The sequence below is a fragment of the Ramlibacter albus genome, from assembly GCF_014297445.1.
Classification (GTDB): Bacteria; Pseudomonadota; Gammaproteobacteria; order Burkholderiales; family Burkholderiaceae_C; genus Ramlibacter; species Ramlibacter albus.
The window spans coordinates 175,964-190,369 of sequence record NZ_JACORU010000008.1 but is presented as its reverse complement, the minus strand read 5'-3'; the positions used below and the strand labels follow the sequence as shown (position 1 = coordinate 190,369).

The 14,406-nt window shown below is 67.7% G+C and carries 19 protein-coding genes; 14 read left to right on the top strand and 5 right to left on the bottom strand.

Features of this window, described 5'->3' with window-relative positions; genetic code table 11:
- Positions 1-28: 28 nt before the first annotated feature.
- Positions 29-493, bottom strand: a complete 465-nt coding sequence (locus tag H8R02_RS21005; protein WP_187083444.1) for a CBS domain-containing protein — start codon at positions 491-493, stop codon at positions 29-31.
- A gap of 75 nt (positions 494-568) precedes the next feature.
- Here H8R02_RS21005 and H8R02_RS21000 point away from each other — a divergent pair, with 75 nt between their 5' ends.
- From H8R02_RS21000 to H8R02_RS20975, 6 genes are read left to right on the top strand one after another with little or no spacing between them, the layout of a single operon-like run.
- Positions 569-1,870 carry an O-acetylhomoserine aminocarboxypropyltransferase gene (locus H8R02_RS21000; protein WP_187083443.1) on the top strand — a complete coding sequence of 434 codons (1,302 nt, stop codon included), beginning with the start codon at positions 569-571 and terminating at the stop codon, positions 1,868-1,870.
- A gap of 2 nt (positions 1,871-1,872) precedes the next feature.
- Entirely contained in the window at positions 1,873-2,691 is an 819-nt protein-coding gene (locus tag H8R02_RS20995) for an alpha/beta fold hydrolase (protein WP_187083442.1), read from the top strand.
- Between the two features lie 37 nt (positions 2,692-2,728).
- Positions 2,729-3,688: a DUF2157 domain-containing protein gene (locus H8R02_RS20990; protein WP_187083441.1), complete on the top strand. Its 960-nt coding sequence runs from the start codon at positions 2,729-2,731 to the stop codon at positions 3,686-3,688.
- Positions 3,689-3,698: 10 nt separating this feature from the next.
- The gene (locus tag H8R02_RS20985) at positions 3,699-5,354 is read left to right on the top strand and encodes a GDYXXLXY domain-containing protein (protein WP_354004955.1); all 1,656 of its coding nucleotides are present in this window, start codon (positions 3,699-3,701) and stop codon (positions 5,352-5,354) included.
- Positions 5,351-6,607: a cytochrome P450 gene (locus H8R02_RS20980; RefSeq protein WP_187083439.1), complete on the top strand. Its 1,257-nt coding sequence runs from the start codon at positions 5,351-5,353 to the stop codon at positions 6,605-6,607. Before H8R02_RS20985 ends, H8R02_RS20980 begins: the two co-directional genes overlap by 4 nt.
- A gap of 21 nt (positions 6,608-6,628) precedes the next feature.
- Positions 6,629-6,949: an Mpo1-like protein gene (locus H8R02_RS20975; protein WP_187083438.1), complete on the top strand. Its 321-nt coding sequence runs from the start codon at positions 6,629-6,631 to the stop codon at positions 6,947-6,949.
- Between the two features lie 2 nt (positions 6,950-6,951).
- Here H8R02_RS20975 and H8R02_RS20970 read toward each other — a convergent pair whose 3' ends face one another.
- The 4 genes from H8R02_RS20970 to H8R02_RS20955 form a co-directional block, all read right to left on the bottom strand.
- Positions 6,952-7,392: a putative toxin-antitoxin system toxin component, PIN family gene (locus H8R02_RS20970; protein ID WP_187083437.1), complete on the bottom strand. Its 441-nt coding sequence runs from the start codon at positions 7,390-7,392 to the stop codon at positions 6,952-6,954.
- The gene (locus tag H8R02_RS20965; protein ID WP_187083436.1) at positions 7,382-7,633 is read right to left on the bottom strand and encodes a type II toxin-antitoxin system Phd/YefM family antitoxin; all 252 of its coding nucleotides are present in this window, start codon (positions 7,631-7,633) and stop codon (positions 7,382-7,384) included. The genes H8R02_RS20970 and H8R02_RS20965 overlap by 11 nt, the downstream gene beginning before the upstream one ends.
- A gap of 54 nt (positions 7,634-7,687) precedes the next feature.
- Positions 7,688-7,981, bottom strand: coding sequence for a hypothetical protein (locus tag H8R02_RS20960; RefSeq protein WP_222622580.1), 294 nt, complete (start codon positions 7,979-7,981; stop codon positions 7,688-7,690).
- Between the two features lie 79 nt (positions 7,982-8,060).
- A complete protein-coding gene (locus H8R02_RS20955) occupies positions 8,061-9,263 on the bottom strand; it encodes a YihY family inner membrane protein (protein ID WP_187083435.1) in 1,203 nt (400 codons plus the stop codon).
- A gap of 23 nt (positions 9,264-9,286) precedes the next feature.
- Here H8R02_RS20955 and H8R02_RS20950 point away from each other — a divergent pair, with 23 nt between their 5' ends.
- The 8 genes from H8R02_RS20950 to xth are packed head-to-tail and all read left to right on the top strand — an operon-like array spanning position 9,287 to position 14,406.
- Entirely contained in the window at positions 9,287-9,664 is a 378-nt protein-coding gene (locus tag H8R02_RS20950) for a DUF2069 domain-containing protein (RefSeq protein WP_255429459.1), read from the top strand.
- Positions 9,661-11,073: an FAD-binding oxidoreductase gene (locus H8R02_RS20945; protein WP_187083434.1), complete on the top strand. Its 1,413-nt coding sequence runs from the start codon at positions 9,661-9,663 to the stop codon at positions 11,071-11,073. Before H8R02_RS20950 ends, H8R02_RS20945 begins: the two co-directional genes overlap by 4 nt.
- Positions 11,074-11,100: 27 nt before the next feature.
- Positions 11,101-11,373 (top strand): type II toxin-antitoxin system CcdA family antitoxin, encoded by a 273-nt coding sequence (locus H8R02_RS20940; protein ID WP_187083433.1) that lies wholly within the window; start codon positions 11,101-11,103, stop codon positions 11,371-11,373.
- Positions 11,374-11,375: 2 nt separating this feature from the next.
- Positions 11,376-11,690, top strand: coding sequence for a CcdB family protein (locus tag H8R02_RS20935; protein WP_187083432.1), 315 nt, complete (start codon positions 11,376-11,378; stop codon positions 11,688-11,690).
- Between the two features lies 1 nt (position 11,691).
- Positions 11,692-12,507, top strand: a complete 816-nt coding sequence (locus H8R02_RS20930) for a thymidylate synthase (RefSeq protein WP_187083507.1) — start codon at positions 11,692-11,694, stop codon at positions 12,505-12,507.
- 2 nt (positions 12,508-12,509) lie between these two features.
- On the top strand, positions 12,510-12,995 hold the full coding sequence (locus tag H8R02_RS20925; RefSeq protein ID WP_187083431.1) for a dihydrofolate reductase: 486 nt from the start codon (positions 12,510-12,512) through the stop codon (positions 12,993-12,995).
- A 20-nt stretch (positions 12,996-13,015) separates the two neighbouring features.
- Positions 13,016-13,633 (top strand): DUF4337 domain-containing protein, encoded by a 618-nt coding sequence (locus H8R02_RS20920; protein ID WP_187083430.1) that lies wholly within the window; start codon positions 13,016-13,018, stop codon positions 13,631-13,633.
- Positions 13,630-14,406: an exodeoxyribonuclease III gene (gene xth / locus H8R02_RS20915; protein WP_187083429.1), complete on the top strand. Its 777-nt coding sequence runs from the start codon at positions 13,630-13,632 to the stop codon at positions 14,404-14,406. Before H8R02_RS20920 ends, xth begins: the two co-directional genes overlap by 4 nt.

Genomic DNA, 14,406 nt, shown 5'->3' with positions numbered 1-14,406 from the left:
CTTGACCCGGCATCCATCGTGGCGCGGTTCAGAGCTGGGCCGATGGCTGCTCGTCCTCCGACGACGGCCAGTCGCGGATGTAGGCCTTCAGCATCCGGTTCTCGAAGTTCTGGCTGTCCACCACCGCCTTGGCGACGTCGTAGAAGCTGATCACGCCCATGAGCATGCGCTTGTCCATCACCGGCATGTAGCGGGCGTGGCGCTCCAGCATCATGCGGCGCACTTCGTCCAGCTCGGTTTCGAGCGTGCAGGTGGTGGGGTGGTCGTCCATCGCGGTGCGCACCGTGGTGTTGCCCACCGTGTGGCCATTGCGCACGATGCACTGGATGACCTCGCGGAAGGTCAGCATGCCGACCAGGTCGCCATGGTCCATGACCACCAGCGAACCGATGTCCTTTTCGGCCATGGCGTCGATGGCCTTCGACAGCGGCTCGTCGGGCGCGACGGTGAACAGGGTGTTGCCTTTCACACGCAGGATGTCGCTGACCTTCATGGAATCTCTCCTTGGAACCTTGAATTGAATATAGCCCACAATCCGGGACGACACCATACAGAGGAGAAACCCCGAATGCCCGGCTACTCCGACCCCGGCTTCGACACGCTGGCGCTGCACGCCGGCGCCGCGCCGGACCCGACGACCGGCGCCCGCGCCGTGCCGATCCACCTGAGTACGTCGTTCGTCTTCGAGTCGAGCGACCACGCCGCCGCCCTGTTCAACCTGGAGCGCGCCGGCCACGTCTATTCCCGCATCAGCAACCCCACCAACGCCGTGCTCGAGCAGCGCGTCGCGGCCCTGGAGGACGGCATCGGCGCCATCGCCACCGCCAGCGGACAGGCGGCGCTGCACCTGGCCGTGGCCACGCTGATGGGTGCCGGCTCGCACATCGTGGCGAGCACCGCCCTCTACGGCGGCTCGCAGAACCTGCTGCACTACACGTTGCGGCGTTTCGGCATCGACACCACGTTCGTCAAGCCGGGCGACATCGACGGCTGGCGCAAGGCGATCCGGCCGAACACCAGGCTGCTTTTCGGCGAAACCGTCGGCAACCCGGGGCTGGACGTCCTGGACATCCCCACGGTCAGCGCGATCGCGCATGAGAACGGTTTGCCGTTACTCGTGGATTCCACCTTCACCACGCCTTACCTGCAGAAGCCTTTCGCGCTGGGCGCGGACCTCGTCTACCACTCGGCGACCAAGTTCCTCTCCGGCCACGGCACGGTGATCGGCGGCGTGGTGGTGGACGGCGGCAGCTTCGACTGGGAAAAGTCCGGCCGCTTCGCGGAGCTGACGCAGCCCTACGACGGTTTTCACAACATGGTGTTCAGCGAGGAATCCACCGTGGGCGCTTTCCTGTTGCGCGCACGCCGCGAAGGGCTGCGCGATTTCGGCGCGTCGATGAGCCCGCACACGGCGTGGCTCATCCTGCAGGGCATCGAGACGCTGCCGCTGCGCATGGACCGGCACATGGCCAACACGCGCAAGGTGGTGGAGTTCCTCGACGCGCACGATTTCGTGGCCAAGGTGGCGCACCCGATGCTCCCCTCGCACCCGAGCTACGAACTGGCGCAGAAGCTGCTCCCCAAGGGCGCGGGCTCGGTGTTCAGCTTCGACATCAAGGGCAGCCGCGAGCAGGGGCGCACCTTCATCGAGGCGCTGAAGCTGTTCAGCCACCTCGCGAACGTGGGCGATTGCCGCTCGCTGGTGATCCACCCGGCGAGCACCACGCACTTCCGCATGAGCGACGAGGCGCTGGCGGGCGCGGGCATCGGCGCCGGGACGATCCGGCTGTCGATCGGCCTGGAGGACCCGGACGACCTGATCGACGACCTCAAGCGGGCGTTGAAGGCGGCCGAGAAGGCGGGGGGCTGACCATGCAACTCACCGTCAATGGCGCACCCACCTTCTGCTACACCGGCGGCAAAGCCTTCGACGCGGCCAAGCCGACGATCGTGTTCGTGCACGGCGTGCTCAACGATCACAGCGTATGGGGGCTGCAATCGCGCTACTTCGCCAACCACGGCTTCAACGTGCTGGCGGTGGACCTGCCGGGCCACTGCAAGAGCGGCGGCGAGGCGCCGTCCACCGTGGAAGAAGGCGCGGAGTTCGTCGGCGCGCTGCTCGATGCGGCCGGCGTCAAGCGCGCCGCGCTCGTGGGCCACAGCTGGGGCTCCCTGATCTCGTTGGAAGCCGCCAGCCGCCTGGAGGAGCGCGTGACGCACCTCGCGCTGATCGGCACCGCCGCGCCGATGAAGGTGTCGCAGGCGCTGCTGGATGCGTCGCTCTCCAACCCGGAGAAGGCGATCCACATGATCAACGTGTTCTCGCGCTCGACGCTGGCGCCGCCGCCCTCTTCGCTGGGCCCGGGCACGTGGGTGTGGGGCGCGGGCAAGGCGCTGAACCGGCGCGTGCTGCGCAGCAACGCGAAGGTCAACGTGTTCCACCGCGGCTTCAAGGCCTGCGACAGCTACGCCAACGCGGAGAAGGCGATCGAGCAGGTGACCTGCCCCATCCTCTTCGTGCTGGGCGGCGTGGACCAGATGACGACGCCCAAAGCGGCCGAACCGCTCATCGAGCGCGCGCGCGCCGCGGGCAAGCGCCTGCAGGTCGTGCGCATGCCCGTCGGCCACCACCAGATGACCGAGGCGCCGGACCAGACCCTGCAGGCGCTGAAGGACTTCATCCGCGCATGAACGCGGCCTGCATTGCGCACACAAGGCGGGTGGCCGCATGAACCTGCGGCTCGCGCTCTACGACTGGGTCGGGCGCTACGGGCTCGACCGCGCGCGCGGCGACGCGCTGTTCCGCATCGCGGGTTACGACAGCGAGCCGGCCGCGGTGGCTCGCCGCTTCTGGCCGGTGGTCGCAGTGCTCGCGGGCGCGCTCGCGGGCTTCGGCGTGATCCTCTGGATCGCGGCCAACTGGAACGACTTCGGCCGCATGGGCCGCTTCGCGCTGCTGCAGGGCGCGCTTGTCGCGTTCTGCATCGGCGCGGCATGGCGGCCGCGGTTGCGCGCGCCGCTCGCGCTCGCGGCGATGCTGTGCATCGGCGCCCTCTTCGCCTATTTCGGCCAGACCTACCAGACGGGTGCAGACACGTGGCAGCTGTTTGCCGTGTGGGCGCTGCTGGCGCTGCCGCTTTGCCTCGGCGCGCGCAGCGACGTGCTGTGGGCACCGTGGTCCATGGTGGTGGTGGCAGGCATTTCGGCCTGGGTGCACGCGCACATCGGCCATCGCTGGCGCGTGGAGCCGCAGGACTTCGACGTGTATTCCATCGGCTGGGTGATGGCGGGGGTGCTCGTCGCCGCGCTCGGGCGCGGGCTGCGCAGGTTCACCGGGGCCGGGATCTGGTCGCTGCGCACGGCCGGCACGCTCACGATCGCGATGGTGACGATGACCGCGATCGGCGGGCTGTTCGCTTCGCGCGTGGCGCCGCAGTTCGTGCTGGCGCTGGGGCTGCTCGGCGTGGCCGCGGGCGTGCTGGCGATGCGGCAGTGGTTCGACGTGTTCCTGCTCAGCGGGGTGGCGCTTGCGATCGATACGCTGCTCGTGGCGGGGCTGGTGCGGTGGATCGTCGACAGCCGCGTGGGCGAGCCGATCGGGCTGCTCACTTTCATCGGCCTCTTTGCCGCCGGGCTCCTGGCGGTGTCCGTGAGCGCGATCACGCGGCTGGCGAGGCGGTATGGCTGAGGCGAGCCCAGTGGACGCCGGCCTGGACGCCAGCGAGGCTGCTTCGCGGCTGGACACCGTCCTGCACGCCGCGAAGCGCGAAGGCGTGCTGCCATCGGACGCGGTCACGGGCGTTCAGGACGCGCGGCCGTGGCCCGTGGTGCTGCTGACCGCCATCGGCGCCTGGCTCGCGGTGCTGCCGCTCATGGGCGTGATGGGGCTGCTGTTCGCCGATGTCCTGAAGAACGACGCGGGACTCTACATCGCAGGTGTGCTGCTGCTGGCGGCGGCGATGGTGATCCTGCGCTCGCGCGACCTGCCGATCTTCGTGGAGCAACTGGCGCTGCCGGCGCTGCTGGTGGGCGGCGGCTCGCTCGCGGCGGGCCTGTTCCGCGACCTGGCGAGCCAGGCCGCGGCCGCCCTCCTGTGCGTCATCGCGCTGGGCGTGGCCTGGCTGCTGCCGCGCGCCTGGCTGCGCACGCTGCTGGGCGCGGCGGCCTGCCTGCTCTTCATGGGCATGCTGATCCCGGAGAAGATCTTTTCGCTGAACGGCGGGGCGATGCTGTCGATCTGGTTCGCGCTGCATTACGCGCTGGCCGGGTGGCTCGTCGCGATGGCATTCGAGCGGCGCATGCGCGATGCGCGCGGCGCACGGATCGGCGCCTACGTGGAGAGCGTCGCGGCGGGCTGGCTGCTGTTCGTGGTGGCGTGCCTCGCATGGTGGTCGGGCATGACGTTCCTGGTGGGCGGCACATTCGGCAGCGGCTTCGCGGCGGAAATCGCACGCGAGCTTTCGCCGGGGCGCAACTCGCAAGCCTGGCTGCTGCGGGTCGTGTCGGTGGTGTGCGCGGTCGGTGCGGGGGTCGTGCTGGGCCGGGCGTGGCCGACGCTGCGCACGCCGGCAGCGGCGCTCGTGGGCGCGGTGGTCGCGGCACTGGCCTTCTTCATGCCCGCCCTGGGCGGCGTGCTGCTCGCGACGGCCTGGACGGCCGCGACGCAGCGCTGGCGCCTCGCGGCCGCGTGCGCGCTGGCCGCGGTGTGGATCGTCGGCGCGTTCTACTACCAGCTGCAGTGGCCGCTGGGCATCAAGGCCGGCGTGCTGGTTGCGGCCGCCGCTGTGTTGGGAGCAGTTGCATGGGTGGCCTCTGGCCGCGCCGCGGCCGTCGCGACGAGGGGCACGCCTGCACTGGGACGCGGTGCGGTGTTCCTGGGCGTGGGCGCTGTACTGACACTGGCGGTTGCGAACTACGCCATCCGCGAAAAGGAGACGCTCATCGCCGAAGGCGCGCGCGTATTCGTCCGCCTCGCACCGGTCGACCCGCGCTCCCTGATGCAAGGCGACTACATGCGCCTGAACTACAGCCTGCCCGGCGGCGTCGAGGAGTTCGGCGAGGAGACGATCAGCGTGCGCCCCTACGCGGTGATGAAGCTCGATGCGCGCGGCGTCGCGCAGCCGGTGCGCGTCGTGCGCACGCGCGAGCCCGTGGGCGCCGGCGAGCTGCTGATGCAGCTCACGCCCAAGGGCGGCCGTTGGGTTCTGGTGAGCGACGCGTGGTTCTTCACCGAGGGCGACGGCGAGCGCTGGAACGCCGCGAAGTACGGCGAGTTCCGCGTGATGCCCGACGGCCGCGCGCTGCTGGTGGGGCTGGCCGGCGACGACCTGCGCACGATCCCCGAGAAACCATGACGGTCACGATCACACCCCCGATGAGCGACGCGCGCGCCCGCGAGATCGCGGACGGCTTCGACCTGCGCGCGCTGCCACCCGACTTCTACGCCAACCCCTACCCCGTCTACGCCCGCCTGCGCGAGACGGCGCCCGTGCGCCGGATGCCGGACGGCTCGTACTTCCTCACGCGCTACGCCGACCTCGTGGCCGTGTACCGCGACGCGCACACCTTCAGCTCCGACAAGAAGGTGGAGTTCACGCCGAAGTACGGTGCCGGCTCGCCGCTGCTGGAGCACCACACGACCAGCCTCGTGTTCAACGACCCCCCGCTGCACACGCGCGTGCGCAAGCTGATCATGGGGGCGCTCACGCGGCGCGCCATCGCGGAGATGGAGCCGGGGCTGGTGGCGCTGGTGGACCGGCTGCTGGATGCGATCGAGGCCAAGGGCGGCGGTGACCTGGTCGAGGATTTCGCGTCCGCGATCCCCGTCGAGATCATCGGCAACCTGCTGGGCGTGCCGCACGCCGACCGCGGGCCGCTGCGCGACTGGTCGCTCGCGATCCTGGGCGCGCTGGAGCCGAAGCTCACGCCCGAGCAGGAAGAGCGCGGCAACCGCAGCGTGGGTGAGTTCACCGCGTACCTGAAGACGCTGGTGGCGGACCGGCGCAGGCACCCCGGCGACCCGGAGCACGACGTGCTCACGCGCCTGATCCAGGGTGAAGAAGCGGGCGAGCAGTTGAGCGAAAGCGAGCTGGTGCAGAACTGCGTGTTCATCCTGAACGCGGGGCACGAGACCACCACCAACCTCATCGGCAACGCGCTTTGCGCATTGCAGGAGTGGCCGGAGGCGTTGCAGCAGTTGCTGCGCACGACTGACGAGGCGTCCCTCACGCTCGCCGTCGACGAATTCCTGCGGTTCGAATCGTCCAACCAGCTGGGCAACCGTCGCGCGCTTGTCGCGTGCGAGGTCGGCGGTGTGCAACTGCCCGCAGGTGCGCTCGTCACGCTGTGCATCGGCGCGGCGAACCGCGACCCGGCGCAGTTTGCCGACCCGGACAAGCTGGACCTGCGCCGCGAGCCGAACCGGCACCTTGCCTTCGGCTTCGGCATCCACCAGTGCGCGGGCCTGAGCCTCGCGCGGCTGGAGGGGCGCATCGCCGTCGGGCGGTTCCTCGCGCGTTTCCCCGGCTATCGCCTGACCGAATCCCCCACCCGAGGCGGTCGCGCACGTTTCAGGGGGTTCTTGCACGCGCCGTTCGCCCTGCGGTAAAACCGCGCGAGGAGACACAGCATGACCACGACCACCGAGGCGAAGGCTTTCCAGAGCTTCGCCGACTTCTACCCCTACTACCTGAGCGAGCACGCCAACCGCACGTGCCGGCGGCTCCACTTCGTGGGGACCTCACTGGGCACGGCATGCCTCGTCACCCTCCTGGTCACGAGGGACTGGTGGTGGTTCCCCATCGGCCTGCTCGTCGGCTACGCCTTCGCATGGACCGGCCACTTCTTCTTCGAGAAGAACCGGCCGGCCACTTTCAAGCGCCCGTTCTACAGCTTCATGGGTGATTACGTGATGTACAAGGACATCTGGACGGGCAAGATCCCGTTCTGACTTCAGCCCTTTAAGCCTTCCAGCGTCAGTGCCTTCGCGGGCGTGACGACCTGAAGTCCCGGCATCGGTTTCAGGGCAAGGAGGTCCTGGTCGCCTGTCACCAGCCACGGGGCGCCGGCCGCAAGTGCGGCATGGACGAAGTGATCGTCGTCTGCGTCGCGGCTGTGCGCGACCGCAGCGATCGCCTCGGGTACGTCGACCCACAGCGCAGCTGCATTCAGGTCGTGCAGCAGGGACTTGCGCAGCTCCATGGTCAGGTATCGATCGAACTTGGGCTTCCACAGGCGCGATTCGAGCTCGTGGAACGTGCGTTCGGAGAACACGGGCACGCCGTGGGAAAGCACGCGCCGGACGACCAGCGCCGGAGCCCCGTCACGCGACAGCGCGGCGCTGATCCAGACGTTGGTGTCGACGACCACCGCAAGGCGGCGGTCAGCTCTCATCGGCCAGCAGGGCCTTCAGCTGCTTCGGCGTCAAGCCGGCACGCTTGGCGTTGGCGGCGGATTGGTCCAGCGTCTGCTGCAAGCGGTTCGCGTAGAAGACACGCATGGCTTCGTAGTCTTCGGCGCTGACCATCACACCCACGACGCGGTCGTGGCGCATCACCCGCACGGGCTCGCGCTGGACACGGTCGATGAACTCGCCGAAGCGGGTCTTGGCTTCATTGGCGCTGAAGGTCTGCATTCGCGCATTTTAGCCAAATCGTTCGATTTGACCAAATCGAGCCGGGCGCCTGGCTCAGCGCCGCACATACCCCGGCGCGTACACGTTGTGCGCTGGAAGGATGTTCACCTTCGGCTCGCCGGTGATCCCGGCCTTCTGCACGCCCGGCATCAGCCGCTGCTCGACGAAGGCCTGGAAGTCCTCCGCGCGCTCCCACACGTCCGCGACGCGCATGCCCTTGTCGTCGAACCCGGCGACGTGGTACAGCCCGCCGCGCGGCGGGTCGGCCTCGAAGTTGACGATCTTGCGCACGGCGTCGTATTGCGCCGGGGTCACGTTGTCCCACTGCATCAGCATCATCACGGGCATGGCAGCCTCCAAACGGTCGGGTTGGGGGAGCCGGGCGGCTCCCTGCCCGCTATACGGCCGACGCACCGAGGCGGATGCGCTAGACGACGTCCTTCAGGCAGATCTTCGCCAGGCCGCCGTTGCGCCAGAAACGCTCGGTCGCGGCGTTGCGCGGCAGCAGCATCTGCTTCGCGAGAGGCTCGATGGAGGTGACCGCGGGTTCGGCGAGCAGCACGTAGCGTGTCTCGGCACCGTCCGTCTGCTCGTTGATGCGCGCCACCCAGTCCAGCTGGACGAGCGCGTCCAGGACGGGCTCGAGCTGCAGTTCGTCGGCTTCGGTCGCAGCCGAGAGCTGCTGCATGGTGAGGCCGTGCTGCACCGTGGAGCGTGCGAGGTTCAGGTGCCGCAGTGCCTCCAGCGCGAGCTCGAACTGCCACCCTGCCCCGCCGGGGCGTCGCCGTGCGCCCACGAGCAGGCTGGGCATGTACGCGGCGATGACCGCGCCGAGCAGCACGATGACCCACGCGATGTAGATCCACACGAGCAGGATCGGCAGCGTCGCGAATGCGCCGTAAACCGCCGAATACGTCGGCACCTTGGCGAAGTAAAGCGTGAGGCCGCGCTTGGCGAGTTCGACGCCGATCGCAGCGATGACGCCGCCCGTGATGGCATGCGTCGGGCGCACCGGGGTGTTCGGCACGAAGCGGTAAAGCGCGCTCAGCCCCGCGGCGAGCAGGACGAATTCCACCATCGCCAGCAGCGTCGGCAGCATGCCGAGCGACGTGCCGACGAACCCCCGCGAAGCCGTGATCGCGTAGGAAGTGATGCTGATGCTCGTCGCCAGCACCAGCGGGCCGAGGGTGACGGCCGCCCAGTAGATCATCACGCGCTGCCCCAGCGGGCGCGGCCTGCGCACGCGCCAGATCTTGTTGAGCGTGCGGTCGATCGTGAGCACGAGCGCGAGCGCCGCGGCCAGCAGGATCGCAAGACCTACCGTGCCCAGCCGGCTCGCGCGCCCCGAAAACTGCGTGAGATACCCGAGCACCTGCTTGGAGATGGCCGGCGGCACGAGGCTTTGCACCAGCCACGCCTCGAGGCTCGCCTGCAGCTGGTTGAACATCGGGAAGGCCGTGAAGATGGCCAGCGCCACCGTGAAGAATGGCACCAGCGCGATCGACGTCGTGAACGTGAGGCTGCTGGCTGTGAGGCCCAGCTGGTCCTCGCGGAAGCGCTCGCGCAAGGTGAGCGCGGTGGACTTCCACGGGAAGCGCGAGAGGTCGGCCAGCAGGAGGGGAATGCGCATCGGCCGCTATGATGCCATCGCAGATGGATACCGCCCCCGCAGTTGCCGCACCCCTTGCCGTCGAAGCCACGCGCTGGGCCGCCGTGGGTGCATTGCTCGCGCTCATCACGCTGTGCCTCGCATGGGAGCTCTGGTGGGCGCCGTTGCGTCCCGGCGGCTCATGGCTCGCGCTGAAGGCCCTGCCGCTGTGCCTGCCGCTCGCCGGCCTGCTGCGCCGTCGCATGTACACCTACCGCTGGACCAGCCTGCTGGTGTGGCTCTATTTCTTCGAGGGCGTGGTGCGCGCCACCAGCGACCGCGGCGCGAGCGCGCAACTGGCCGTACTCGAGATCGTGCTGACCCTCGTGTTGTTTGCCGCCTGCGCGCTGCACGTGCGCCTGCGGCTGAAGAAGTCCCCATGACCGATTTGCTGAAAACCTTGAAAGACATCGTGGGCGACGCCCACGTACTGGCCGAGGGTGACCTCACCGCCTGGGAGCAGGACTGGCGCAAGCGCTCGCGCGGCAAGGCGCTGGCGGTGGTGCGGCCGCGCACGACGCAGGAAGTCGCCGATGTGGTCCGTGCCTGTGCTGCGGCCGGAACCAGCATCGTCCCGCAGGGCGGCAACACCGGCCTCGTGGGCGGGTCCGTCCCCGACGAGAGCGGCACGCAGGTGCTGCTCAGCCTCACGCGCATGAACACCGTGCGCAACATCGACCCGGCCAACCTCACCATCACCGTCGAAGCCGGCTGCGTGCTGCAGTCGCTGCAGGACACGGCGCAGGAAGCGGGCTTCCTGTTCCCCCTGAGCCTTGCAGCCGAGGGCAGCTGCACCATCGGCGGCAATTTGTCCACGAACGCCGGTGGCACGCAGGTGCTGCGCTACGGCAATACACGTGACCTTTGCCTTGGCCTCGAAGTGGTGACGGCGCAAGGCGAAATCTGGGAAGGCCTGTCCGGCCTGCGCAAGGACAACACCGGCTACGACCTGCGCGACCTCTTCATCGGCAGCGAAGGCACGCTGGGCATCATCACAGCGGCCACCATGAAGCTCTACCCGCTGCCGGCGGCGACGCTTACCGCATGGGCTGCGGTGCCTTCGCTGGAAGACGCCGTGAAACTGCTCGGGCTGGCGCAGAAGCACCTCGCCTCCTCGCTCACGGGCTTCGAGGTGATGGGGCAATTCGCGCTCAGCCTCGTCGCAAAGCATTTCACGCAGATGCGCATCCCGCTGTACAAGGATGTGCCGTATTGCGTGCTGCTGGAGAACGCCGACTCCGAGAGCGAGCTGCACGCGCGCACGCAGTTCGAGCGCCTGCTGGAGACGGCGCTGGAGGAAGGCTGCGTAACGGATGCCGTGGTCGCCGAGAACCTGGCGCAGGCCCACCAGTTGTGGCACATCCGCGAGTCGATCCCGCTCGCGCAGGCCGAGGAAGGCCTGAACATCAAGCACGACATCTCGGTGGCCGTGTCGCGCATCCCGCAGTACTGCCGCGAAACCGATGCGCTGCTGGCGCAGGAGATCCCCGGCGTCCGCATGGTCAACTTCGGCCACCTCGGCGACGGCAACCTGCACTACAACGTGCAGGCGCCGGTGGGTGGCGATGCGGCCCAGTTCCTTCGCGACTACGAGGAGCGCGTCAACACGATCGTCTACGACCAGGTGCACAAGCACGGCGGCTCGATCTCCGCCGAGCACGGTGTGGGCTCGATCAAGGTCGACAAGGTGCCGAACTACAAGTCGCCGGTGGCGGTGGAGATGATGCGTGCGGTCAAGCGCGCGCTGGACCCCAGGGGAACATTGAATCCCGGAAGGGTCGTGCGCCTATAATATGCGCATAGTTCATGGAGCCCAGTCATGTTGAAGTTCGACGGTGCACCCAAGAAGCCCACCAACCTGTCACTCAACAGCAAGGTGCTGGAGATGGCGAAGGAACTTGGAATGAACATTTCGCAGACTGTGGACACGCTCCTGGCCGAGGAAGTGAAGCGCCGGTACTGGGAGAAGTGGCAGGAGGAGAACAAGGAAGCGATCCAGGCGTACAACGAGCGTATCGCCAAGTTCGGGCTGCCGCTCGCGAAGTACCGTACGTTCGGCCGCAGCCTCGGCGACGGCAGGAAGAAGGACTGAACTTGGCTCGCTACGACGTGTATGCAAACCCGGACACAGCGGAACGCAAGTTCGTCCCGTTCTACCTCGACGTCCAGAACGACTTCCTCGAAGGGATGGACACGCGCGTGGTCGTGCCGCTGTGGAGCCCCGCGGCGCTGCACCGCAGGTTGCGCGGCCTGAACCCGGAATTGTCCGTGGACGGCAAGAAGGTCGTGATGGACCCGGCCGCCATCGGCGCGGTCCCGATGGCCGACCTGCGCCGGCCCGTCGACAACCTCGCTTCGCAGCAGCTCGAGATCCAGGACGCGCTCGACACTCTCCTCGGTGGCTACTGAAATGAACGACCCGCGCCCCGTCCGCCACCAGTACGAAGACTTCATGCGCCATGTGTACACGCATGGCACGCCCAAGACCGACCGCACGGGCACCGGCACGCGCAGCGTGTTCGGCTACCAGATGCGCTTCGACCTGAACGAAGGCTTCCCGCTGGTGACGACCAAGAAGGTCCACCTGAAGTCCATCATCGTGGAGCTGCTGTGGTTCCTCAAAGGGTCCAGCGACAACAACTGGCTGCGCGAGCGCGGCGTGACGATCTGGGACGAATGGGCGCGCGAGGACGGCGACCTCGGCCCGATCTACGGCGTGCAGTGGCGCAGCTGGCCGACACCGGACGGCAGGCACATCGACCAGATCCAGCAGGCCATCGACACCATCCGCAAGAACCCGGATTCGCGCCGCATCATCGTGAGCGCCTGGAACGTGGCCGACATCCCGAAGATGGCGCTGGCGCCGTGCCACGCCTTCTTCCAGTTCTACGTGGCCGACGGCAAGCTCTCGTGCCAGCTGTACCAGCGCAGCGCCGACATCTTCCTCGGCGTGCCGTTCAACATCGCGAGCTACGCGCTGCTCACGCACATGATGGCGCAGCAGTGCGACCTGCAAGTGGGCGACTTCGTGTGGACCGGCGGCGACTGCCACATCTACAGCAACCACCACGAGCAGGTGGAGCTGCAGCTCTCGCGCGAGCCGCGGCCCTACCCCACGCTCGCCATCAAGCGCAAGCCGGCCTCGATCTTCGACTACGAATTCGAGGACTTCGCGTTCGAGGGCTACGACCCGCATCCGCCGATCAAGGCACCCGTCGCGGTCTGAACATGAAGCTTGGTTTGATCTATGCGCGCTCGCGCGGCGGCGTGATCGGCAAGGACGGCACGATGCCGTGGCGCCTGCCGGAAGACATGGCGCACCTGAAGGGCAAGACGATGGGCTGCCCGGTCATCATGGGGCGCAAGACCTGGGACTCGATCCCGCCGAAGTTCCGGCCGCTGAGCGGGCGGCGCAATATCGTCGTCACGCGGCAGGCAGGCTGGCAGGCCGAAGGCGCCGAGCGGGTCGGTTCGGTGGAAGAGGCGATCGAGCTTTGCGCGGACGCACCGCTCGCCTGGATCATCGGTGGCAGCGAGATCTACAACCTCTCGGTGCCCTTGGCCGACTTTGCGGTCGTCACCGAGATCGACCAGGACTTTGAAGGCGACGCCTTCGCCCCCACCTTGGGCGACGAGTGGCAGGAGACCGCGCGCGAGCGTCACGTTTCGGCCACGGGCCTGCCCTACAGTTTCGTCACCTACAGCAAGCGCTGATACCTCGAGAGGAGAACACCATGTCCGGAGGCGGTTTCCACGTCCACGGCCCGCACGACCACGAGCTGGAGCACGCGCAGCAGCATGCTGCCGGCGACCATGGCGGCGAGCATGCCCACCACGGCATCGGCGGCCAGAGCATGACCAACCAGATCGCGCTGTTCACCGCGGTCATCGCCACGGTCGGCGCGATCTTCGCGTACATGGGCGGCGCCACGCAGGCCAACGCGGGCCTGTACAAGAACAACGCCGCGATCAAGAAGACCGAGGCGTCCAACCAGTGGAACTACTACCAGGCCAAGAGCAGCAAGCAGAACCTGTACGAGGTCACGATGCAGCTGCTGCCGGCTGAGAAGCAGGAGCAGTACAAGAAGGAGATCGAGCGCTACAAGGCCGAAAAGGCCGAGATCAAGCTCGCCGCCGACAAGCTGGAGGCCGAAGCCACCGACTGGGACAAGAAGAGCGACGACCAGATGCACCTGCACCACCGCTGGGCCCAGGCGACGACGGCGCTGCAGGTGTCGATCGCGCTGGCCGCCATCGCGCTGCTGACGAAGAAGAAATGGCTGGAGTGGGGCATGTTCGGTGTCGGGGCCATCGGCCTCGTCATCGGCGGCCTGGCGGTTGCCCACGTATGAAGATCACGACCTGGAACGTCAACTCGCTCACCGCGCGGCTGCAGCACGTCCTGGACTGGACGGCCGCCAACCCGGTGGACGTGCTGTGCCTCCAGGAACTGAAGCTCACCGACGACAAGTTCCCCCTCGACGCGATCCGCGAGCACGGCTACCCGCACTGCGCGGTGTTCGGGCAGAAGACGTACAACGGCGTGGCGATCATGAGCCGCCACCCGGTGCGCGACGTCGTGAAGAACATCGTCGGCTTCGAGGACGACAACTCGCGCGTGATCTCGGCGACTCTCGACACGCCCGAAGGCGCGATCCGCGTGGTCAACGGGTATTTCGTGAATGGGCAGGCGCCCGGCACCGAGAAGTTCGACTACAAGATGTCGTGGCTGCGCGGCCTGCGCGACTACATCCGCAGCGAGCTGGAGCACCACCCTCGCCTCGTGCTGCTGGGTGATTTCAACATCGCGCCGGAGGACCGCGACTCGTTCGACCCAGAGGGGCTGCGCGAGACGATCCACCACACCACCGAGGAGCGCGACCACTTCCGCAAGCTGCTGGAACTGGGGCTGGTGGACAGCTTCCGCCTCTTCGAGCAGCCGGAAAAAAGCTACAGCTGGTGGGACTACCGGATGCTCGGCTACCAGAAGAACCGCGGGCTGCGCATCGACCACGTGCTGGTGAGCGAGGCGTTGAAGCCCTCCGTGAAGGGTTGCGCGATCGACCGCACGCCGCGCAAGTGGAAGCAGCCGAGCGACCATGCGCCGGTGACGGTGGATCTCTAG

Bases quoted from the DNA above. Each gene is read 5' to 3' on its own strand.
- H8R02_RS20990 (WP_187083441.1), top strand. From the start codon at position 2,729: ATGAACCTGCGGCTCGCGCTCTACGACTGGGTCGGGCGCTACGGGCTC.
- H8R02_RS20965 (WP_187083436.1), bottom strand. From the start codon at position 7,633: ATGCAGACCTTCAGCGCCAATGAAGCCAAGACCCGCTTCGGCGAGTTC.
- H8R02_RS20930 (WP_187083507.1), top strand. From the start codon at position 11,692: ATGAACGACCCGCGCCCCGTCCGCCACCAGTACGAAGACTTCATGCGC.
- H8R02_RS20945 (WP_187083434.1), top strand. From the start codon at position 9,661: ATGACCGATTTGCTGAAAACCTTGAAAGACATCGTGGGCGACGCCCAC.
- H8R02_RS20950 (WP_255429459.1), top strand. From the start codon at position 9,287: ATGGATACCGCCCCCGCAGTTGCCGCACCCCTTGCCGTCGAAGCCACG.
- H8R02_RS20980 (WP_187083439.1), top strand. From the start codon at position 5,351: ATGACGGTCACGATCACACCCCCGATGAGCGACGCGCGCGCCCGCGAG.
- H8R02_RS20975 (WP_187083438.1), top strand. From the start codon at position 6,629: ATGACCACGACCACCGAGGCGAAGGCTTTCCAGAGCTTCGCCGACTTC.
- H8R02_RS21000 (WP_187083443.1), top strand. From the start codon at position 569: ATGCCCGGCTACTCCGACCCCGGCTTCGACACGCTGGCGCTGCACGCC.
- H8R02_RS20955 (WP_187083435.1), bottom strand. From the start codon at position 9,263: ATGCGCATTCCCCTCCTGCTGGCCGACCTCTCGCGCTTCCCGTGGAAG.
- H8R02_RS20960 (WP_222622580.1), bottom strand. From the start codon at position 7,981: ATGCCCGTGATGATGCTGATGCAGTGGGACAACGTGACCCCGGCGCAA.
- H8R02_RS20940 (WP_187083433.1), top strand. From the start codon at position 11,101: ATGTTGAAGTTCGACGGTGCACCCAAGAAGCCCACCAACCTGTCACTC.
- H8R02_RS20970 (WP_187083437.1), bottom strand. From the start codon at position 7,392: ATGAGAGCTGACCGCCGCCTTGCGGTGGTCGTCGACACCAACGTCTGG.
- H8R02_RS20925 (WP_187083431.1), top strand. From the start codon at position 12,510: ATGAAGCTTGGTTTGATCTATGCGCGCTCGCGCGGCGGCGTGATCGGC.
- xth (WP_187083429.1), top strand. From the start codon at position 13,630: ATGAAGATCACGACCTGGAACGTCAACTCGCTCACCGCGCGGCTGCAG.
- H8R02_RS20920 (WP_187083430.1), top strand. From the start codon at position 13,016: ATGTCCGGAGGCGGTTTCCACGTCCACGGCCCGCACGACCACGAGCTG.
- H8R02_RS20995 (WP_187083442.1), top strand. From the start codon at position 1,873: ATGCAACTCACCGTCAATGGCGCACCCACCTTCTGCTACACCGGCGGC.
- H8R02_RS21005 (WP_187083444.1), bottom strand. From the start codon at position 493: ATGAAGGTCAGCGACATCCTGCGTGTGAAAGGCAACACCCTGTTCACC.